The 20,608-nt window shown below is 48.0% G+C and carries 15 protein-coding genes and 1 pseudogene; 2 read left to right on the forward strand and 14 right to left on the reverse strand.

The window, feature by feature from the left end; genetic code table 11:
• Positions 1-298: 298 nt before the first annotated feature.
• Genes MRBLPE1_RS05605 through MRBLPE1_RS05615 form a run of 3 tightly spaced genes read right to left on the reverse strand, consistent with a single transcriptional unit; the run spans position 299 to position 3,386 of the window.
• Entirely contained in the window at positions 299-820 is a 522-nt protein-coding gene (locus MRBLPE1_RS05605) for an IS3 family transposase (RefSeq protein ID WP_364142597.1), read from the reverse strand.
• Positions 821-871: 51 nt separating this feature from the next.
• The gene (sigK, locus tag MRBLPE1_RS05610) at positions 872-1,420 is read right to left on the reverse strand and encodes an RNA polymerase sporulation sigma factor SigK (RefSeq protein WP_081417215.1); all 549 of its coding nucleotides are present in this window, start codon (positions 1,418-1,420) and stop codon (positions 872-874) included.
• Positions 1,410-3,386: an alpha-amylase family glycosyl hydrolase gene (locus MRBLPE1_RS05615; RefSeq protein ID WP_364142600.1), complete on the reverse strand. Its 1,977-nt coding sequence runs from the start codon at positions 3,384-3,386 to the stop codon at positions 1,410-1,412. The genes sigK (MRBLPE1_RS05610) and MRBLPE1_RS05615 overlap by 11 nt, the downstream gene beginning before the upstream one ends.
• A gap of 232 nt (positions 3,387-3,618) precedes the next feature.
• Here MRBLPE1_RS05615 and MRBLPE1_RS05620 point away from each other — a divergent pair, with 232 nt between their 5' ends.
• A complete protein-coding gene (locus MRBLPE1_RS05620; RefSeq protein ID WP_364142603.1) occupies positions 3,619-4,806 on the forward strand; it encodes an ATP-grasp domain-containing protein in 1,188 nt (395 codons plus the stop codon).
• On the forward strand, positions 4,803-5,555 hold the full coding sequence (locus MRBLPE1_RS05625) for an esterase family protein (RefSeq protein ID WP_364142606.1): 753 nt from the start codon (positions 4,803-4,805) through the stop codon (positions 5,553-5,555). Before MRBLPE1_RS05620 ends, MRBLPE1_RS05625 begins: the two co-directional genes overlap by 4 nt.
• A 104-nt stretch (positions 5,556-5,659) precedes the next feature.
• Here MRBLPE1_RS05625 and sigK (MRBLPE1_RS05630) read toward each other — a convergent pair.
• The 11 genes and pseudogenes from sigK (MRBLPE1_RS05630) to MRBLPE1_RS05680 all read right to left on the reverse strand — a co-directional run.
• Positions 5,660-6,172, reverse strand: a pseudogene (gene sigK, locus MRBLPE1_RS05630) (RNA polymerase sporulation sigma factor SigK); the annotation flags it as partial.
• A gap of 550 nt (positions 6,173-6,722) precedes the next feature.
• Entirely contained in the window at positions 6,723-8,225 is a 1,503-nt protein-coding gene (locus tag MRBLPE1_RS05635) for a DUF5060 domain-containing protein (RefSeq protein WP_364142609.1), read from the reverse strand.
• A gap of 237 nt (positions 8,226-8,462) precedes the next feature.
• Positions 8,463-8,726 (reverse strand): hypothetical protein, encoded by a 264-nt coding sequence (locus MRBLPE1_RS05640; protein ID WP_364142612.1) that lies wholly within the window; start codon positions 8,724-8,726, stop codon positions 8,463-8,465.
• Entirely contained in the window at positions 8,702-9,514 is an 813-nt protein-coding gene (locus tag MRBLPE1_RS05645; protein WP_364142615.1) for an alpha-L-rhamnosidase N-terminal domain-containing protein, read from the reverse strand. The genes MRBLPE1_RS05640 and MRBLPE1_RS05645 overlap by 25 nt, the downstream gene beginning before the upstream one ends.
• 28 nt (positions 9,515-9,542) lie before the next feature.
• Complete coding sequence (locus MRBLPE1_RS05650) at positions 9,543-12,209, reverse strand: glycoside hydrolase family 78 protein (RefSeq protein WP_364142618.1); 2,667 nt, start codon at positions 12,207-12,209, stop codon at positions 9,543-9,545.
• A 163-nt stretch (positions 12,210-12,372) separates the two neighbouring features.
• A complete protein-coding gene (locus MRBLPE1_RS05655) occupies positions 12,373-13,296 on the reverse strand; it encodes a nucleoside hydrolase (RefSeq protein ID WP_364142621.1) in 924 nt (307 codons plus the stop codon).
• Positions 13,280-15,706: a glycoside hydrolase family 3 N-terminal domain-containing protein gene (locus tag MRBLPE1_RS05660; protein WP_364142624.1), complete on the reverse strand. Its 2,427-nt coding sequence runs from the start codon at positions 15,704-15,706 to the stop codon at positions 13,280-13,282. Before MRBLPE1_RS05660 ends, MRBLPE1_RS05655 begins: the two co-directional genes overlap by 17 nt.
• The gene (locus MRBLPE1_RS05665; RefSeq protein WP_364142627.1) at positions 15,699-16,772 is read right to left on the reverse strand and encodes a family 43 glycosylhydrolase; all 1,074 of its coding nucleotides are present in this window, start codon (positions 16,770-16,772) and stop codon (positions 15,699-15,701) included. Before MRBLPE1_RS05665 ends, MRBLPE1_RS05660 begins: the two co-directional genes overlap by 8 nt.
• A gap of 85 nt (positions 16,773-16,857) precedes the next feature.
• Entirely contained in the window at positions 16,858-17,742 is an 885-nt protein-coding gene (locus MRBLPE1_RS05670) for a carbohydrate ABC transporter permease (RefSeq protein WP_364144528.1), read from the reverse strand.
• Between the two features lie 20 nt (positions 17,743-17,762).
• Positions 17,763-18,719 (reverse strand): ABC transporter permease, encoded by a 957-nt coding sequence (locus MRBLPE1_RS05675; protein WP_364142630.1) that lies wholly within the window; start codon positions 18,717-18,719, stop codon positions 17,763-17,765.
• Positions 18,720-18,792: 73 nt separating this feature from the next.
• Positions 18,793-20,409: an extracellular solute-binding protein gene (locus tag MRBLPE1_RS05680; protein ID WP_364142633.1), complete on the reverse strand. Its 1,617-nt coding sequence runs from the start codon at positions 20,407-20,409 to the stop codon at positions 18,793-18,795.
• Positions 20,410-20,608 lie beyond the last annotated feature (199 nt).

The following is a 20,608-nucleotide window of genomic DNA, read 5'->3' on the forward strand; positions in this document are numbered from 1 at the left end:
GGACATCGACTCCGCAAAAAGTCTAAGCCCCCCGCTGTTTCTATTTCGAACTGATATAGATTTTCGTAAGCAAACCGTAAAGGCTTCTCTTTAACGCGGTACAAAGGCGGTTAAACACCCGAATATTTGAGTCTCTGTCACTTATACTAGCGTTGGCGTAGCTTTCCTCCGTTATTCTCACACTTTAACTGTTTTAGGCTGCACTTGTTGCATAGCTACCGCTTGACGGAACTGCTTCAGAGCCAAATTATATAAACTTCCGTGCATGCGCCGCTCGTTATAAAATGAATATAGTTCGTCACGATCTCGTACGCTTACTAGTAGTTGCTGAACTCATACCGCTGCAGACATTCAGCTTCCAAAAGCTGTCGCTGCCATAAGGTCGCTGAATCAATCCTGCTGCATTTTTCCCTTCACAGGACAGTCCCATGTGGAAATCGATGACCTCACGGTCTAACTCATCATTGACGCACAGCAAGTAGAAGAAGCGCTGTTCTCCTGTGATGTAGCCATACTTGATGTCCATCTCCCAGAGCTCGTTCGAAGCTTTAATCTCGCGGTTATTGGCCAATTTGTGCGGATGCTTTAATTGTTTTCGCCGCTGCGGCTGGAGCATCTCCATCTCATCGAGTAACCGGTGTACTTTCTTCTTGTTTATCACCAAGTCATACTCACGCTGCAAGCAAATTGTCAATTTGCGGTAACCATACACGTCCGTTTCTCGGTTTATGAGTTCACAGAGCCATTCTTGAATATGGCTGTCATCAGCATTTAAATAAAATCCAAAAGACCGTTTCACAGGCCGGTAATAACGCAGCAATATTCCCTCTATCTCAAAAGTGAATGCCACAATAAAAATAGATCAAACAGCTTATCTCTTCGCCTTATAAAACTCATGATAAAGCTTCATCAACGCCCTCTTCTCAATCCGCGACACATAACTCCGCGAGATCCCAAGCTCCTTCGCAATCTCCCGCTGCGTCCGCTCATCCCCACCATGCTCAAGCCCAAAGCGGCCGATCACAACTTCCTTCTCGCGGTCATCGAGTATGTCTAGATTCTTATATATTTTGCTCTTCTCAATCTTCAGCTGCACTTTATCGACGATATCATCCGCCTCGGTGCCGAGGATATCAATTAAGGTAATCTCGTTACCTTCCTTATCCGTACCGATCGGATCATGCAAAGAAACGTCTTTCCGAGTCTTCTTCAAAGACCGCAGATGCATAAGTATTTCATTCTCGATACAACGAGCCGCGAACGTCGCGAGCTTCGTGCCTTTGCCGGTTTGGAAGCTCTCGATTGCTTTAATCAGTCCGATTGTCCCGATCGAGATCAGATCCTCGAGATCCTCACCGGTATTGTCGAATTTTTTGACGTTATGAACACAACCCAATGTAATTTGAGTTTTACAACTGATACATCACCATAAACACCATCGCCGTACGGCTAGCGAGCTGTAATTCGAGCTTACCAGCCGCCCATTTGAACTGCGAGCGCGGTCCAAAACCGCCAAAACGCGCGTCGTCCGTATCAAAAATCAGTTCAACAGGCGTTGAGTCAAAACTGACAAATTTCGTGTCCGTCGGATGGAAATTGAAAGCAAAGAGCAAATCGCCCTTCTGGTAGGCTAGCAATTTATCGTCGTTTTGAATCCACTTCTGTTGCAGGCTTGCGGTCTTCTGTAAAAATTTTGAATCGTGCTCCAGCGCAATCATCGCATTGTCAAAATCGAGCAAATACTGAAAGCGAAGCTCTGGATTGGTCGCAAGCGACCATTGCCGCCGCGCATGGTCAAACGAGTCGCCATTACCCTCGCGCGGAAAATCGAGCCATTCAGGATGGCCAAATTCATTGCCCATAAAGTTCAAATAGCCCTCGCCTGCAAGCGAAAAAGTGACAATCCGCAAAACTTTATGCAGCGCGATCGCACGGTCAATAATCAGCGACTGCGAATGAACATCCATCGAATAGTAGAGCTCAGCATCCGCGAGCCACATCATGAGCGTCTTGTCGCCGACAAGCGCCTGATCGTGACTTTCCGCATAGCCGATATTTTTCTCTCCTGGCCGCCGCGTCGTCAGCTCCCACCAAAGCCCCATCAGGTTCAGCTGATCATCCGATTTCGTCTTGAGCTGCTTGATCCAGTAGTCAGGAATGCCCATGGACAGACGATAGTCAAATCCAATGCCACCATCAGCCAGCGGGAGCGCCATACCTGGCATCGCAGACATATCTTCAGCAATCGTCAGCGCTGATGGATTGACCTCGCGGATCAGCTCATTTGCGAGCATCAGATAGACGATTGCCTCGATGTCCTTATCCATTGAGAAATATTTCTCATAGCTGTCAAAGCCCGTCCCGAGCCCATGATGGTGGTAAAGCATACTCGTCACGCCGTCAAAGCGGAAGCCGTCAAAATGATAAACTTCAAGCCAAAATTTCAGATTCGATAGCAGAAAATGAATGACCTCGTCCTTGCCATAGTTAAAAAGCTTTGTGTTCCAAGCCTCGTGCTCTCCGCGATCGCCCTCGTGGAAATATTGCGACGTCGTGCCGTCAAATAAATTCAGTCCTTCGCCCACATTTTTCACCGCGTGCGAATGGACGACGTCTAATAGGACACGCAGCCCCAGCCCGTGCGCTGTGTCGATCAATTCCATCAGTTCGTCAGGCGTTCCAAAACGGGAGCTGATTGCATAGAAATTTGATACCTGATAGCCGAAGCTCGCGTAGAGCGGATGCTCCATAATCGCCATCAGCTGGATGGTGTTGTAGCCAGCCGCCTTGATCCGCGGCAGCACGTCGCGCGTAAATTCCTCGTAGCTATTGATCTTATGCTCCTCTGAAGAGATACCAATGTGCGCCTCATAAATCAGCGGCGCTTCAGTTGACAGGTCGGGCGCGGCATTTTTGAACTGATAGGTTGGCTGCATAATCACACCATCAAATTGATAATTATCATTTTGTATGGCGTAGCTGATGTAACTCGGCACGCGATAGAGCGGCTCACCATCCACGATCAGTTGAACCTTAACCTTAGAGCCGATTGGTAGGCTGCCCGGCATGCGCAGCTCCCAAACACCGCCATTCAGCCGCGTCATCTCGTGCGAAAGCCCATTCCAGCCGTTGAAATCGCCGACCAGATACATCATCTCCGCATTCGGCGCCCATTCACGGAAAGTCCAGCTGTCGCCGTCCTGATGAAAACCGAAATATTTGTAGCCATTCGCAAAATCCGAAAGTGTCTGATTTTCACCACTCAACAGCCGATTTTTCGTCCGCTCAAATTCCGACATCCGTAGCCGCAAGTCTCCCTCAAACGGTGCCAGCCACTGGTCAATCTCCAAAATTTTTAATGATTCGTTTATCGTCGCAACTTCCATAGTCACACCTCACTATTGTATCTATTGTATCTATGGTACATTTGCAGCATCTCTTGATGCGTTCTCTCTTTCTCTATAAAGAATTATTCGCCCAGTAGTTAAACACTCCTGCCCTTAACATTAATTCAATAAAAACGGGAGCTCATCATATGATCTTTACAATATATTTTCTTGAAATCATGGAATCTTTAGGATAAAATTGCAAAACTGGAGTCTGAGGGGGACAAAAAGGATGAACTTTATTTTTTTCTCGCCGAATTTCCCAAAGTACTGCACCGAATTCTGCTTTCACTTGAAAAACTGCGGAGTGAATGTGCTTGGCATCGGCGATGCAGATTATAACGATCTCAACGAAAAACTGAAAAATTCCCTTACGGAGTACATCAAAATTAATCGTCTGGAAAATTACGACGAGGTTCTGCGCACGGTCGGTTATTATACCCATAAATATGGTAAAATCGATCGTTTTGAATCACTTAACGAGCATTGGCTGGATCTTGACGCGCGCATTCGAACGGATTTCAACATTTTCGGTACGAAGCTCGATTTTATATCCAATTTAAAACAAAAATCGAAAATGGAAAAGTTTTTCAATAAAAGCGAGGTCGAGTCCATACGTTCCATAACGAAATTCCATCGGGTGAAGGCAAAAAAATTTATCGAGAAGATCGGCTATCCCGTCGTCGTAAAGCCAAATCAAGGCGTGGGAGCGAACATGACTTACAAACTCGCGAGCGAGTCGGAGCTGGAGCATTTCTTGCATACCAAACCATCGGAAGTCGAATTTATTATGCAAGAGTTTATAGACGGCGTCTTGCTAACCTACGACGGTCTTGTCAACAAAGATGGAGAAATCGTATTCGCAGCAAGCCACGAATTTCCGCATAGCATCATGGATACCGTAAATTCTGGAAATCATTTCAGCTATTATGGTTTAAAGGAAGTAAGTAAGGAAATCGAGGAATCCGGAAGAAGGATCATTCGAACCTATGGGATCAAAGAAAGCTTTTTTCATCTCGAGTTTTTTAAATCCAATGCAGATGGAAATATTATTGCGTTAGAAGTCAATATGAGGCCGCCGGGTACGTGGATGACGGATGCGATCAACTTCACTTACGATATCGATATTTACAAGCTATGGGCGAATATGATTGTTAACAATCAGGTGGAAGGACCTTTTGCCGGTAAGTATTATACCGGGTTTGCCAGTAAAAAAAACCACCTCACCTACGCTCATGAGCACGAAGAGATCATGCAGCGATATCATCATGAAATTGTCAAACACGACAGCATTACGGATGTGCAAAGCCAATCTAGAGGAAATTATGCGTATCAATTTCGTTCAAAGGACTTTGATAAAGTGAAACAAATTACAGCTTATATTCATGCAGTGGAAAATAGAATCAAGGTGTTCTCATGAAAGTAACCTATCACAAAGTATATAGCGGCAACTTGCATCGGGACATGGAATACAAAATATACGGACATCAAGGGAAGCCCTTACTTGTTTTTCCGACCTCCTGCGGACGGTTTTATCAGTATGAGGAATCCGGCATGATCAACACGTTGGAAAGTTATATTGAACAAGGAAAAATTCAAGTTTGGACATGCGACAGTATTGACGAAGAGACTTTTTATGCCAAGAACTCGACGACCGATGAGAAGATGAAACTCCATGACCAATATGATGCCTATGTGAAAGATGAACTCATTTCTTCCATTCTCCGTCAAAGCAAAGAGAACAACGGTGGAGGCACGCAGAAGATCTTGGCGACGGGATGTTCGCTCGGGGCTTATCACAGTACCAATATGTTTTTCCGGCACCCGCAATATTTTGACAGTTTAATTGCTTTAAGCGGTTTGTATTCGACCAATCGATTTTTTGGAGAAGAGGTCCCTCCTTCAGCTTATTTCCATTCACCGCTTCACTATTTAAGAAACTTGGAGGACGCTTTTTATCTGAATCAATACAGGAACAGCAAAATCATCATTTGCACAGGCCAAGGCGCTCATGAAGATTTAATGCGATCGGAGACGCAGAAGCTCAAGGAAGTGCTGCAGGAGAAACACATCCCGGCAAGCGTTGAATTTTGGGGGTACGATGTCAATCATGACTGGTACTGGTGGAGGAAGCAAATCCTTTACTACATGGATCGCTGCTTAAGTTAAAAAACGCCAGTCCTTTCATTACTGCCTCATACCTTGTTCAGACGATGATTGTCGACACCAAAAAAGCTTGAGAATGCTCTGACATTAGCATTCTCAAGCTTTACCTACTTCTTCGCCTTATAAAACTCATGATACAACTTCATCAACGCCCGCTTCTCAATCCGCGATACATAGCTGCGGCTAATCCCCAGCTCCTTCGCAATCTCCCGCTGCGTCCGCTCATCCCCGCCATGCTCAAGCCCGAATCGCCCAATCACAACTTCCTTCTCACGGTCGTCCAATATGTCGAGATTCTTATATATCTTCGACTTCTCGATCTTCAGCTGCACTTTATCAACAATATCATCGGCCTCGGTACCGAGGATATCGATTAACGTGATCTCGTTGCCTTCCTTATCCGTACCAATTGGGTCATGTAGCGAAACGTCCTTCCGTGTCTTCTTCAATGACCTCAAATGCATAAGTATTTCATTCTCGATACAACGAGCTGCGAACGTCGCGAGCTTCGTCCCTTTGCCGGTCTGGAAGCTTTCGATGGCCTTAATCAATCCAATCGTGCCGATCGAGATTAAATCCTCCAGGTCTTCCCCAGTATTGTCGAATTTTTTGACGTTGTGTACACAACCCTATGTAATTAATTCACTACGGCCTCATCGCTAGCAGCGATAGAGAAATGCTAGGATATATTGGGCTGATGTAGGAAGAAACCTTATTAAATAAGGCTTAATTCCCGATGTCTTAGGATCCGATCCGTTTAGTTCTTTTATGATGATTGGTCACGGTTTTCGTCCCCAATCCAATCAAATCTCTGCCGCACGCAATATTGCACAGCAAATCTATTTTGGCTTTAAAGTTCGGACAGTTTCGCCTTTTAGTTTCGCAGTAGATTCTCTCTCTTTAACGCCTGGTGATCATCTTACCGGCTCCAATAATAAATACAGTTCCATGATGTTGTTTAGTCTTTTATAATCTCTCCTTTAATCCAAGTACATTTTTTCTTCTGATTAAATCCGCTAAAGCCTTGTCCTGTCAGGGTTTTCGCAGATACTTTAGGTCTAATCGGATCGTCCGATGGTTGGGAACGAAGTTCGTCCCCAATCTGTCCCGTGCATCACCTTCACCAGGTGGTGTTCGCTGTTGGACATTCAACTTCCATGCCGCCCGTTCCTAGGGAATTTTCTTTAAATGAACGACCGTCCATTCAAGGATGGAGAAGGGATATCCTTTCTTTACGGTCTTCCTCTCCATCATTTCACATTTCCACACATCGTATATCGTAGCTTCATACTCGGGTTCGGTTCCGTCGAATGGTCCGTACCAGAGGTTTTTGCCAGGCAAATCATATCGGCAGAAGATTAAATATTCGTCAATGCCGTTGTGCAGGGCATAATAATGGTGGCCATCCGTATTTCGAGGATCTCTCTCCATTTTTTGATAAGAGCAAGACTCGAGGATTTGCTTCATATATTTCAACCGCGGACCGCTTTCTCCAACTAATTTTCCCCCGTATGACCAGAACAGGTCCTTGTCGTTTCCTTCGCTCTTAATCACTTCCCCATGGGAAGCATAACCGCCGGCCATGGCAGAGAGCCAATGGCGAAAAACTGTTGTTTGAGCGTCGCTGTTGCCCCAGTCATCCTTGATATTACCTTCATATTGGTACTCATCATTAATGACGGGCTTATTATAGGAATTTTTTAGTTCAAGCAACAATGTATACGTATCAGGGTGCTGATAGGATACATGGGTCAACCAATCCCGATCCGGGTAAATAAATCCTAGCGGGATATTATGATTAGATATGGGATGATGGTGAGAGTCGTTGGCTTTAATAAATGACCCGAATAAGTCCCAATCCTTCCGATCCATTCCGACACAGAACTTGCCTTCCTCGGTTTCCATAATGTCGTATTCATTAGCAAGCGACCACCACACATTACGGAAGGCCGATAACCTCGCAATCATATATTGTATATATAGCAGGTCATCTTCTTGCTGCATACCGCGATCAATGCCCCAGCAATCATAAGGGTGAAATAAGATCACATCCGCTTCGATTCCAAGCCGCAGCAAATCCATGACACGTTCCTCGTAATTTTGAAAGTATTCCGGTAGCAGCATTTGGAAATCAAATTCATTTGGCTTTCCCGCGAACGGAAAGACAGGGGGATCATAGGTAATATCTACGTCATTTACCCCACCTTTGTAGTACTTGGGGAACACAAGCATCCGAATCTTGTTAAAGCCATACTTGGAGAAGGATTCCAATGTCTGTTTCCTGACCTCCTCGGGCCTGTAAGTCCAGGCATACGCCGTCGTCCCCATCACGAAGAAAGGTGTTCCATCGGCAAAGCTAAAATGCTTGCCATTTACCTTAACTGGACCATGATTACCTTCAAGAGCTCTCGTACTTTCAAATGCTCCATTTAAACCGTTGAACTCATCCTGATTAGATGAGATTTGAAAGGTGTATGTTCCTTCTTCCTCCGGCATAAACCGGATTTTCCAAGTGGACCCTCCATCATAGAAACCATGGACTTTGGTTTGTATTTGTTCTTTCTGGAAGTGGGCTTGCAGCCTTACCTCGTGAAAAGGCTTTGCGAACTCCTTTGAAGATTGCAATTCAATTTCAAAAACACACCATCGTTCAACTTTCTGTGTATATTTCATTGTCAGCACCTCGAGACTAGGATGGATTTTTCTATAAAAGACCCATATTCATAAAACTTAATGCGTGTTACTCAAAGTTGTGCCTTCCTTGCCCGGCAACAGTGCTTTTGTCTATCCACTTGCCTTTGGGATGATGGTCTCTTCCGTCATTTCCCGAATATCTATGAGAACGATGGGTCATTGAAACGGATCAACTGCTCGAACAATTATTTACCGCTCTCGCCGTGCGGCTTAACACTACACGTGGAAGGTACGGAATTCGAAAGGCTCGTACCGATCCACCGCTTCTCCGCTGCCCACGCCTGCCACGGTATAATGATCGGCTTCCCCGATCAAGATCCCGTTCTTGGCATCGTCGCGAATGCCCTTCGCTCTGTGATGCAGATTCGATGTCGGCTCCTCATAGGATTCTGCGTAAAGAAGCTTGATCCGGCTCTCCCTGCCGCCGCGCATTTCCAATACCACATAGCCGGTGACTAACTCTCCGGCATCAATCTCCATCCAGATATCGATTCGCCTGCTTCAATGCGCACGGTTTCCGCTCGTCTTCCGTCCAGCAAGGCCTCATAGTACGATTGGACTGCTCTGTCGTTGGCCTTCGTTATGCCCTTGAACGAAGCATGCTCCTCACGCATCGGCGGAATCGGACGCGGAGCCAATTGCCACGGGGTCAGTTGACCGAAGCTTTCGCCGGTCTCGCAGATGATTACCGCATTCGCCCAGCCATCAGCGGTGAATCCGGGAAGCTCCCAACCATGGTCAAGCCCTCTTCCGTCGGTATCTTCACACCCGCCGAGCCATAAGATAATCGGGCTTGGCACAAGCTTAAATCCCGGCATCTTCTTACACTGCCACTTCTCGTCGGAATGCAGCGGTTGGGATTGTCCGTTTTCAATTAGTTCTCCTTCAAGCAGCATGGCGCCGCTAACGGCCCGATGAACCGAAATGGGTCCGCTAACTCCCAACAAATGCGGTCCCGAGGGGGCATAGTGCAGCACCTGAACCGCCAACACGTTCGTACCTGCAATTAAACGATCACTCAGATCAACTGTCTCATAGTAATGCGTGGACCGATCGCCCTTGCATGGTCCTACAGAGACCGATTCGCCGTTGAGGAATAAGCGATACCGGCTATCAGCGGTCACGTCGACGATGAGCCGAGCGTGATCCGGATCGGCGACATCAAATTCGCGGCGGAAGCACACCATCTCGTGCGCTCCCGTTTCCGATGTCCATGGATAACCCTGATGCCAAATCCAGCTTGCGTTCCATTTACGATTCTCTTCCATAATATGCTCCCTAAGTACAGTCGCTTATTTAGCTTCTTATTGCCGGCATCGCAAACGTAAAGTAATAGTGACCCGAGCCGAGTTGAATTCGATGATCTTGCGCCGTTTTCTCGAAGCCCACAAGCCCCGATATGTCTTTCAACTGCATTCCGTTCTCAGAAATGCTCTCATAATCGCAGGTAGGAATGATGACTTCAGCTGTCGTGTTTGCAGGAATGGACAACGTGAGCTCCACGTTATTGCCTTCCTGTTTCCGCCAGGACACGCCAATATTCCCGTAAACGGATTTGTAGAAAGCTTCGGCCCATGAGAGTTGTTCACCAAACTGCGGCTGAATGCGGATTTTTTTGTAGCCCGGCTCCATCAGATCGATTCCGCCGACAACGCGATATAGCCAGTCTCCAATTGCCCCGTAAGCGTAATGGTTGTAGGAATTCATCGCATCGCTCCATAGCGACCCGTCCTGCTTGATCCCGTCCCAGTGCTCCCATATCGTCGTTGCTCCTTGTACAACTGAGAACAGCCAAGACGGATACTCCTTCTGCAGCAGCAGCCGGTACGCCAGATCCGTATAACCGAATCGCGACAACACATGATTCAGATAAGGGGTGCCTACAAACCCCGTCGTAAGGTGTGTCCCATTCTCTTCAATGTGCTCCGCCAGCATCTTGGCCGTCCGCAGACGGTCCTTTTCCTCCAGTAAATCGAACATCAACGCGAGGAGGTATGCCGTCTGTGTAGGCGAGGCTACCCGCCCGTTCGGCGTAACGAACTCCGCCCGGAATGCCGACAAGATCCCTTCATGCAGCTTGCGATACTCCTTTGCGTCTTCAGCATATTCGAGAACGAAAGCCGTTCGGGCTAACAATTCTGTCGAATAGGCGTAGAAAGCGGTGGCGATCAAATCCTTCGGCGTCGCGCCGGTGTAGCTGTTTTCTTTGGCATCCAGACCAAGCCAGTCGCCGAAGTGGAAGCCGGTGTTCCACAGGTATTCGTCGTCGCCTTGCGCCCGCATATATTCAACCCAAGCCCTCATGCTCGGATATTGGTTTTCCAGCACGCGGACATCTCCATAGCATTCATACAGCGTCCACGGACAGATGACGGCGGCATCCCCCCAGGCGGAAGATCCATAACCCGCAGCCGGTACATCGGGAATGACATGCGGCACTCTGCCGTCCGATTCCTGGTCAGCAGCCAGATCCTTGAGCCATTTCTCGAAGAAAGGAACCACATTCATGTTATAGGCAGCGGTACGAATAAAGACTTGCGCGTCTCCCGTCCAGCCTAATCGTTCATCCCGCTGCGGACAATCGGTCGGGATATCCAGGAAATTCCCTCTCTGTCCCCATAAGATGTTTTGCTGCAGCTGATTGACTAATTCATCCGAGCAACGGAAACTTCCGGTTTGCTCCAGATCGGTATGAATGACACAGCCAACGAACTGTTCCAAGAGCTGATTAGTCGAGACACCAGTAACTTTCACATAGCGAAAGCCCTGGAATGAGAAATAAGGCTCATACGATTCTGTTTCTCCGCCTCGACAGATGTAGGTTACGGTTTGCTTTGCGGATCGAAGATTGCCCATATAGAAATTCCCGTCGTGATCCAAGACCTCCGCATGCTGCAGCGTAATAACGGTCCCGGCTTCGGCGCTTACGGTAAATCTCATCCAGCCAACCATGTTCTGGCCCATGTCCAGTACGGTGTCACCTTGCGGTGTCGTAATAACGGTTTTAGGCTTAAGGATTTCAATGACCTTGGCAGGCTCGTTCTCCTGGGCGATCAACTCAGAAGCCGGGGCGTCATGAACGATTGCCCTTTCCCAATGTTCAGCGGCAAACACCGGTGAGGCCCATCCGTCCATCTCAAGTCTGGCATCATAATGTTCGCCATGATAGAGCTCTGACATGAGGAGCGGTCCTGACGATGTACGCCAACTGCCATCCGAGACGATGACGATTTCCGAACCGTCGTCCAGCGTTACGTGCAACTGGATCAATGCGGCGCGTTCCGTTCCGAAGAACTCCTTATCCCCCTCCCATGCCAGGTACCCTTTATACCACCCGTTTCCTAGCATACAGCCGATTGTGTTTGCCCCCTGGGAGATCAACGCTGTCACATCGTACGTCTGATATTGAAGGCGCTTCGTGTAGCTTGTCCAACCGGGATTAAACAGCGTATCATCGGCCGGCACACCGTTCACGAATAGTCGATACAAGCCAAGAGATGTCGCATATACCCGCGCGGAAACGATTTGGCCGGTTATTTTGAAGTCCGAGCGTAAGTAGTCACATTGATCTGTACTTTCAAGATACAAAGGGGCCGTAATCCAGCTTGCCTGCCACTCCTCGGCGGATAACAATGCCGTCTCCCAGTACGAAGGCTCGCTCCATCCCGATACTATCCCTTGATCGTCCCATGCGCGAACCCGGAAATAATAACGCATGCGAGATTTCAATTCAGGACCGGCGTATGCAATGTGAACAGTGCGGCCCGATTCCATCTTTCCTGAGTCCCATACCATATCGGTTCTAAAATCGGGCGCTTTCGCTACCTCAATTTGATACGCGGTTTGGACAAAGCCTCTCCTTTCCGAAATCATCTCCCAACTTAGCCGTGGACGATAATCGTCTATTCCCAATGGATTCTTTCTATAATTCACCCGAAGGTTGGAAACTGTAAAATAGGTCATTCTGATCGTCGCTCCTTTATGTCATTGCGGCTTATATTCGAACCAGTCAAAATAAAAATGGCTGTTAGATGTTCCATAATGAAGAGAAATCCACAACCGAATGCGATTGTGGATCTTCAGAACAAAAGATCACCCATTTGAATTTCGTCTCTCGTCAGCCTCGTTACGGCCTCCTAGCGAACAATTCCAGCTTGGCGTACATATCTTCCAACGTAAATCTAACATCGACTTGACGGTAAACCCTGATCATCCGTTCCTTTTGATGGTGGATATAATGCATGTCTGAGGTGATTCGCGGAGCAGGGATCGTATCATAACCGTTCGTGTACTCAAGATCATCGAGAATGAGACTTACGGCTGGGGAATCTCCGAGCCCCCAGGTCTCACCCCGCGGCCACACGTTCGCTGGATCACTGTTGAATTGAACGAGCTGCTCAAACAGATACTTTCCAATCTCACCGTGAGGCTTTACCCTGCTCTCCAACTCCGCCAGGCTGACGCGCATCGTCCCGTACACATTTTGCGGTACCTGCCAGAGAGGGATTGGGGAGCTCATGACCACGTTTGCCGCGTGGATATCATTGCTCAGGTTGAATTCCGATCTTCCGTTCGGATAAGGCCCGCCGCCGATCCAAATCGCCGTCAATCGGTCCGCGATTCGAGGCTCCATGAGATATGCCGAGGCCAAGTCGGTTAATGGCCCAAGGAAAACGACGAATAGACGGTTCGGATCGTCCTTAAGCGCTTCTCGGATAATCGCTTCGGCGCCTTCCGAGACAACTGGCGTTTCCTCGTCCGGCAAAGCATGAGGGGCTCCTTTATAGATCGGAACGTTTCCTGCTTCTCCCATTAATTGCGCAACGAATTTCGACTCGGCATAGCTTTCTTCCATGGATTCCGTTGTCCGCCCTGTGCCGAAATGCGCGGCGATGATCCCCTTGTTCATGAACATCGGGGTGAGCAAAGCATGAACGATCGCATATTGGTCATCCGCTTCGTTCTTGGCATCGGTGTTGATCAGAAGCCGGACCCGCTTCAGATCCGGAACTTGAAAAGACAATCCCATATTTTCACTTGAGTGCTGCATCCGCATAAAACCCCCTTGTCTTGCCGTCAATGTTATTAGATGAGCTGATGCGGAAGCTTCCTTTGGCGCGAATGTCGTTCGAGGCTGCGCCGATCATGACTTCCATTTCCCCTGCCTCGATTTTCCATCTCATGTCGGCATCCAGAAAGGCAAATTGGCTCAGGCGCATCGTGAATTGGACCGTTTTCGTTTCCTTCGGTTCTAAGGGCACTCTGACAAATCCGGCCAATTCCATGACAGGACGGACCATGCTTGCATAGGGATCACGAATGTAAAGCTGAACCACTTCTTCCCCGAAGACCTCTCCCGTGTTCGTAACATCAATATGGACAATCAGTGGCTCATCCGGCTCATAGGATTCTTTCTCAATCCGCAAGTCCGAGTAAGCATAATTCGTATAAGAAAGTCCATGCCCGAAATAGTACCGAGGCTCACGCGGACAATCCACATAACTTGAGAACTCGTTGATGGTTCCAACGTGGTAGCTAGAACCGTTGTCATGATTATAGAAAACCGGGATCTGTCCCGCGTTGTAAGCTACCGAAACCGGCAATTTGCCTGTTGGATTATAATCGCCAAACAGCACGTCGGTAATCGCTTTCGCTCCGTATTGCCCCGGATTCCAAGCTTCAAGAATGGCATCCAGGTGTTGATCTGCCATGTCACTCGAGATGGGTCTTCCGTCGAAATGAACAGCGACCGTTGGTTTATTCAAGTCAGCCAACTTACGGATGAAGCTTTCCTGGCACTCCGGCAAATGAATGTTGGTCGCATCGATTCCTTCCCCTGTTGTACAGGACGTTCCCCAACCATGCTTCCCGCCTAATGCCAAAAGGACGAGATCGGCGTCTGCCGCGGCTGCTAATGCCTCGTCATGCTTGGAAGTATCATTTCCCGCGTAGGCAAATCCATAGGTATAGGTCACTTCGGCTTCTGGGATATCCAGCGTAATCTGCTCCAACAGATTAAGAGCCCCTGGATAGCACTTCCTCATAAGCTCCTCGACCTCGGGTAGTTCGATCTTCACTTGACTGCCAGGATAGGTAAAGTGATCACAGCCAGCACCGAACTCGTCTTTGCTGAGATTCGAGATTTTCTCAAAGTCGACGCCCGCCATCGTATTCCCGATCCCCAGCATATTTTCGGCTAGCGTGGCAAAGGTATAGCCACCGAACAACGCTCTTGTAGAAGCTGCAAGCTGACCGATCACGGCGATCTTCTGTTTCATCCGTTTCATAGGGAGCACGCCGTTATTTTTCAACAGAATCATCGATTGTCGTGCCGCTTCCAATCCGATCTGCTTGTTCCCGGGGTCTCCATAGATTGAATCCATATCGGCTTTTGATTTCGGGAACGGATTTTCGAAGAGGCCCAATTCAAATTTGGCGGTCAATACGTTTCTGACGGCCCGGTCGAGAACCTCCGCTTCGACGTCGCCGTTCATGATTCGCAGCATCAGTTCATCGTTATAGCAATCCTTGGAGGGCAACTCGATGTCCATACCTGCTTGCAGAGAACGTTCTCCGGCGTCTGTTTTATTCTCGCACAGCATAAGCCTCGTATGCTGCTCGGCAATCGAGGTGTAGTCCGACACGACCATACCTTCGAAGCCCATTTCTCCCCGCAAGAGCTCCGTGAGAATTTTATAGGAACCTGCGACGGATTCCCCGTCAATTGAGCTATAGGTATTCATGACGGATTTCAGCCTTGCGTTGGTAATTGCTGCTTGGAACGGCTTGGCATATACTTCTCTCAGCAATCTTGGGGGAATTGGCGTCGTTGCGGCGTGTATGCCTCCCTGCGTCGCATGATAACCCAGGAAGTGCTTCGCGCAAGCCAGAACTGCTTCTTGCACGTTGCCATCGTTCTGCAGCCCCGAAACATAGGCCGCTCCCATAGCCGATGCCAAAGCCGGATCTTCCCCATAGGTTTCGCCCTGACGTCCGAACCGCGAATCGCGCGAAATATCCAACACCGGAGCAAATGCATGCGAAGCCCCGACTGCCCGGGATTGGCTCCCCACTATTTTCCCCATCTCACGCATGAGTTCCGGATTCCATGATGAAGCCTGCCCAAGTCCGGACGGAAAGCTAGTCGCTTCCGGCAGCAATGCACCAGTAAGCGTTTCGACATGAAAAATCGCAGGAATGCGGTGCTCGCTTCGGTCCATGATCATCTTTTGTATCCGGGTTACTTCTTCCTCAACCGCTTCTTTATCGCTAAGCTTGCCGGCAAACAACATCGAAACTTGACCGGCGCCGCATGGATAGTCCTTCTCGAATTGTTCGAGCATCTCGTTCTGCGGCATATACCCGACGATTTGTCCCATCTTCTCTTCCATACTCATTCTTTCGAGCAAATCATTCGCGCGCACTTCGGGCGAGAGCGAAGAATCCAGATATTTAGTCATAGTCTTCTACCTTCCATTCCTCTTTCCAATCCAAGTAGGCCATCTTGCCATCGAAGCGTACCGGAAGCCATACATAATCCGCGATCGAAGTATCTACAAGCAAGTCATTGTGGTCTTCTTCCGTTATGACACGTTCTATCCCTGGATCGAAGACGGCATTGAATTGTTCGGACACCTTTTGATATTGTTGGCCGTTTTCAAATGCATCGCCAGACGTTTGCGGAAGATTAGGGATCCACCGATCCGCCAAGGCGATATACAGATCTTTTTTGTACGGATGCTTAAATACCGATGTAATCTGCGAATTATAAGAAGTACAGGAAGTATCGTCCGGATGCGGATTATCTAACACCTCCCACGGCCCATGGAACGTTTGCGCGCAGGCAACTTCCGATGGATTGGGATGATAGCCCGTCGTACCGGACGTAAACAAGTAATGCAGTCCCTTCCGATAGAAGTAAGCAGGCGCCTCACGCACGAAAGGAGGCTGTATGTTCGGGAAATGTGTGGAATAATACCCCGTAACATCCGTAAAGTCTTCAGTCAAGTCAGCACAGATTAATTCGCTATGCACTCTTTCGAAATAATAATAAGCTTTGCCGTCCGGGCTTACGACCAAGTCGAAATCACCTGCGCTCATATTCAACGGTCGAAGTCCATGCTTCACCATTATATAAGGTCCAAGAATATGATCGGCTTCCAACACCGTTGATTCTTGTGTCCCGCCTTTTTTCATGATTTTGAGCCAACATACGAATTTACCGGTTCGTTCATTAAAAATGATATGTGGCCTGTCCATGTACTGCATCGGATGCAGCGGTGAATCCGTATCTTCTTCATTCGGGGGAATAATGATGCCCTCGTCCTGCCAATTGTACAAATCCTGAGAAGAGTAACATTTGACCCCCCAGTGCCAGATTCCGCTTTCGGGTGTCGTTCTCTCCTTATTTTCACCATACCAATAGAAGGTATCTCCTACGGTAATGATGGATCCTCCGTGCGCCTGAATGCGCTTGCCTTCTGTATCCAACCAAATTTGGCCCGGTCTAATCGAGTTATATTTCATCTTCATATTCCTTTCATGTAAAAATGCATATCCCTACCGCGGATTACGCGGAAGGGATCGATCAAATCATCACACCGTAAGGTAGCTACTCTTTCACGCTTCCGAGCACGATTCCTTTCATAAAGAACCGTTGCAGAAACGGGTAGACAAGCAGGATCGGCAACGAGCCGAGAAAAATCTGTGCAGATTTGAAAGTGCGATCACTGATTTTTTGTAACTCTGCTATGCTCTCAAGGCTAGCGGAACTAAAATTCTGCTGGATGACCACGGTTTGCAGGTAGCTCTGCAACGGGTAGTTTTGGGGCGAATTCATGAAAATGAGCCCGTCAAACCAGGAATTCCAATGAAAGACCATGGTAAATAACGTAATGGTAGCCAAAGCCGGTGCGGACAACGGTACAAATATTTTCCACAGTGTTGTCCAATGGCCAGCGCCATCCATAAAGGCAGCCTCTTCCATTTCCCTTGGCAGCCCTCGAAAGAAGTTAAGCAGCAAGATCATATTAAATATCGGAATAGCTTGCGGAAGGACAAGTGCCCACACGCTGTCGAGGATTCCGGTGTATTTGACCATCATATATAAAGGAATAAGTCCGCCATTAAAAAGCATTGTGAATACAAACACCCATGCGTAAATCGTGCGTCCGCGGAACTTTTGAACCTCTTTCGACAATGGATAAGCCACTAGTACCGTGAGTACCATATTGACGATCAAACCGATGCTAACGCGTTTTATGGTCATGAGAATGGATCGGAAAAACTCTTCTTTCCCAAGGACATATTTATACGATTCCAGGGTGAAATCAACCGGCCAAAGCTTGACATAGCCTGCGGCGGCAGCGGAACTCGAACTAAACGAAACAGCCAGGACATGAATAAGCGGCATCAGACAAATCAAGGACAGAATCGTCAAGAATACGTAATTAAACCCGATAAACAGTCTGCGGCTCAGTGTGAAGCGTTCTACCATAATCAATCATTTCCTCTCTCTTAGAATATCCGGTAGTTGGCAAAACGGTAGGCTAGAATGTAAGATACCGAAAGTAGAATAAGAGAAACGACCGACTTAAACAGCCCTACGGCTGTAGCTACTCCGTACTGCGCATCAACGATGCCTATCCGGTAAACAAACGTATCGATAATGTCACCTGTTTCATAGACCTGAGGACTGTATAAGTTGAACACCTGATCGAAGCCAGCATTGAGTACTTGTCCCAGAGCCAGCGTTGCTGTCAAAATTATGATTGGAGCCATACCTGGCAGAGTGACATATAGCGTCTGCTTCCACCGATTCGCGCCGTCAATGACGGCTGCTTCGTACAGGCTAGGATTAATGCCAGTCAGTGCGGCTAAATATACAATTGTGTTGAACCCGAATTCCTTCCACACGTCCGAGACGACCAACACGGTGCGAAACCATTCGTTGCTGCCCAAGAAGTAGATGGAGTCAATCCCAAACCAATTTAACATTTGGTTAACGATCCCTTGCGAAGGGGACAATATATCGATCAAAACTCCGCCGAGAATAATCCAAGACAAAAAATGCGGCAAATATACCATCGTCTGAACAGTACGCTTGAATAACTCCTTGCGTACTTCGTTGAGCATCAACGCTACCGCGATCGGGACGATCAAACCGACAACGATCTTCATCACGGCAATGATGAGCGTATTCCAAACGACTTGAAAGGTACCTGGCAAATCCATAACGTAGCGGAAGTTATCCAAGCCGTTCCATTCAGAATCAAATATGCCGCGCGCAGGATTGAAATCCTGGAAGGCAATGATAGAACCGAGCATAGGGCCGTAACTGTAGACAAGAATTAATAGTAGACCTGGCAGAATCATGATATGCAGGGGCAATTGGGACCATTTAATCCGCTTGGCCCCCGTTCTATCGGCGGATTCCATCACTGCCATCCGCTTGTCTGTCATTTTTTTTAACATGGCGGCACTTCCTTTCCTAACAAGATGGCCGGATTCTGTCCTCACAGAGGACAGAATCCGGATCTGGTTGTAATTATTTGGCGTTCATCAATTCGTTGACTTCTTTCGTCATTTCATCCCCGCCAAGCTTCTTCCAGTTCTCAACGAATGTGTCGAAACTGTCGAGCGGTTCGCCCAATATAATTTTGGTGAATGTCTGAAGCTCCTGCTTCAGCAGCGTCGAGTCCCGCTTCACCATCGTATTCGTCATGCCCTGGTCAAAGGCGCTTGGCAGCAACAAGCCGTTCTTCTCATAGTTGTCGATCACGCTGAAAGAGGATTCTTCCGGACCGAACACGCGGTTCAAGGCCCAATCGATCGTCTCCAGTTTTTCACCGTTCACAACCTTCTTGACACTTCGATAGGCGCCCATCTGTTCGATGGTAATGACCGATTCTTCTTTTTCGCCGTTGATGACTTCTTTCACGATGCGATGCGTATTCAGGTTCTTCTCCGGTTCAGCCGTATAAATGGAATACATCCAGCGCTCAATCCCGTCAACCGGGCTAGTACCCAATCGATTGGCATCTTCCTGTGAATAAGATGTACCGTATGAGATTTCAAAAAACAGGTTAATCATTTTAATCAGCGCTTCCGGATGTTCGGCATCCTTGGTCACCGCAAGGTATTGCGGCGTCTTCAGATTAATCCCCGGCACTTGTGCTTTAGCAGGCTGTCCGTCGATAGAGACAAGCGGGAACGGCTTCAAATCCGCATTCGGATCGTTGTTCTTGAGATCCTGCAAGACGAGCGGCGCCGGCATGTTGCCGAACCACAAGCCGATCTTGCCTGCGACGACCAGCTCTTTCTCCTTGTTCCAATCTTTCACGCCGAATTCGGGGTCGATATACCCCTTCTTATACAGCTCCTGCAGCTTGCCGAGCGCCGTCTTCACTTCCGGCTGAATGCTGCCGAACACGAGGCTGCCGTCGCCGTCTTTTACCCAATTGCCTTTTCCTTGTTGGCGCGGGTACGCGTTGTAGCTATTGAAGAAGCCTTCCAGTCCGTCGAAGAATCCGTACAGATCCTTGTCCAAAGCCATGCCGTACGTATCCTTTTTCCCGTTGCCGTCCGGATCCTGGTTCACGAACGCATCCATGATTTTGAACACATCATCCATGGTCTTTGGCGCCTGAAGCCCCAGCTTATTCATCCAATCGGCGCGGATCCAAATCATCGGCGCTTGGTCAGTCTTTGATGTAGGGGCAGGGATCGCAAGCAGTTTGCCGTCGAAAGTGGCGGAATCAAGCGCTGCAGGTCCTGATGACGTCAAGACATCCTTCGTTATTGGACTGGCATATTTCTCGTAGATGTCCGTCAAGTCCGCCAATTTGCCTGCATCCGCTAATTGTCTCAGCTGCGAAGCATTGATCGGAACGATATCCGGAAGGCTGCCTGAGGCGATAGAGACGTTCATCTTCTGCTCCCCTTGACCGCCAGGCTCATCTCCGGTAACGGTCCATTCGTTGGTGAGCTTAATCCCAAGCTTGTTTTCATATTCCTGATACCACACGTTGTCGTCTATCGTTTCGCCATCCTTGAATTTCACAGTGGGGCTGAGTATGCGAACCGTCGACACCTCAATAGGAGTTTCATACTTTCCTAAATACAAATCCTCAGGATTGCTTGACTCAACAGCACCATTTTTCATTTTATTTTCTTCATTCGCATTATTCGAGCTACATGCACTTACAACTAAACTTAAGCCTAGTAGAGCAGATAGTGCCAGTTTTCCAGCCCGTTGTCTCATTCCTGTATTCCCCCCAAGATATGATAAGTAAGAGATCTCTCGAGATTTAGTATATTAAATTGAAGGAAGAGGGTATATGAGACTCTGTTTAGATTCTGAT

Source organism: Paenibacillus sp. LPE1-1-1.1, assembly GCF_040676435.1.
GTDB lineage: Bacteria > Bacillota > Bacilli > Paenibacillales > Paenibacillaceae > Pristimantibacillus.

Coding starts and splice junctions, on each gene's coding strand:
- MRBLPE1_RS05615 (WP_364142600.1), bottom strand. CDS start 3,386: ATGGAAGTTGCGACGATAAACGAATCATTAAAAATTTTGGAGATTGAC.
- MRBLPE1_RS05620 (WP_364142603.1), top strand. CDS start 3,619: ATGAACTTTATTTTTTTCTCGCCGAATTTCCCAAAGTACTGCACCGAA.
- MRBLPE1_RS05625 (WP_364142606.1), top strand. CDS start 4,803: ATGAAAGTAACCTATCACAAAGTATATAGCGGCAACTTGCATCGGGAC.
- MRBLPE1_RS05635 (WP_364142609.1), bottom strand. CDS start 8,225: ATGAAATATACACAGAAAGTTGAACGATGGTGTGTTTTTGAAATTGAA.
- MRBLPE1_RS05640 (WP_364142612.1), bottom strand. CDS start 8,726: ATGGAGATTGATGCCGGAGAGTTAGTCACCGGCTATGTGGTATTGGAA.
- MRBLPE1_RS05645 (WP_364142615.1), bottom strand. CDS start 9,514: ATGGAAGAGAATCGTAAATGGAACGCAAGCTGGATTTGGCATCAGGGT.
- MRBLPE1_RS05650 (WP_364142618.1), bottom strand. CDS start 12,209: ATGACCTATTTTACAGTTTCCAACCTTCGGGTGAATTATAGAAAGAAT.
- MRBLPE1_RS05655 (WP_364142621.1), bottom strand. CDS start 13,296: ATGCAGCACTCAAGTGAAAATATGGGATTGTCTTTTCAAGTTCCGGAT.
- MRBLPE1_RS05660 (WP_364142624.1), bottom strand. CDS start 15,706: ATGACTAAATATCTGGATTCTTCGCTCTCGCCCGAAGTGCGCGCGAAT.
- MRBLPE1_RS05665 (WP_364142627.1), bottom strand. CDS start 16,772: ATGAAATATAACTCGATTAGACCGGGCCAAATTTGGTTGGATACAGAA.
- MRBLPE1_RS05670 (WP_364144528.1), bottom strand. CDS start 17,742: ATGGTAGAACGCTTCACACTGAGCCGCAGACTGTTTATCGGGTTTAAT.
- MRBLPE1_RS05675 (WP_364142630.1), bottom strand. CDS start 18,719: ATGTTAAAAAAAATGACAGACAAGCGGATGGCAGTGATGGAATCCGCC.
- MRBLPE1_RS05680 (WP_364142633.1), bottom strand. CDS start 20,409: ATGAAAAATGGTGCTGTTGAGTCAAGCAATCCTGAGGATTTGTATTTA.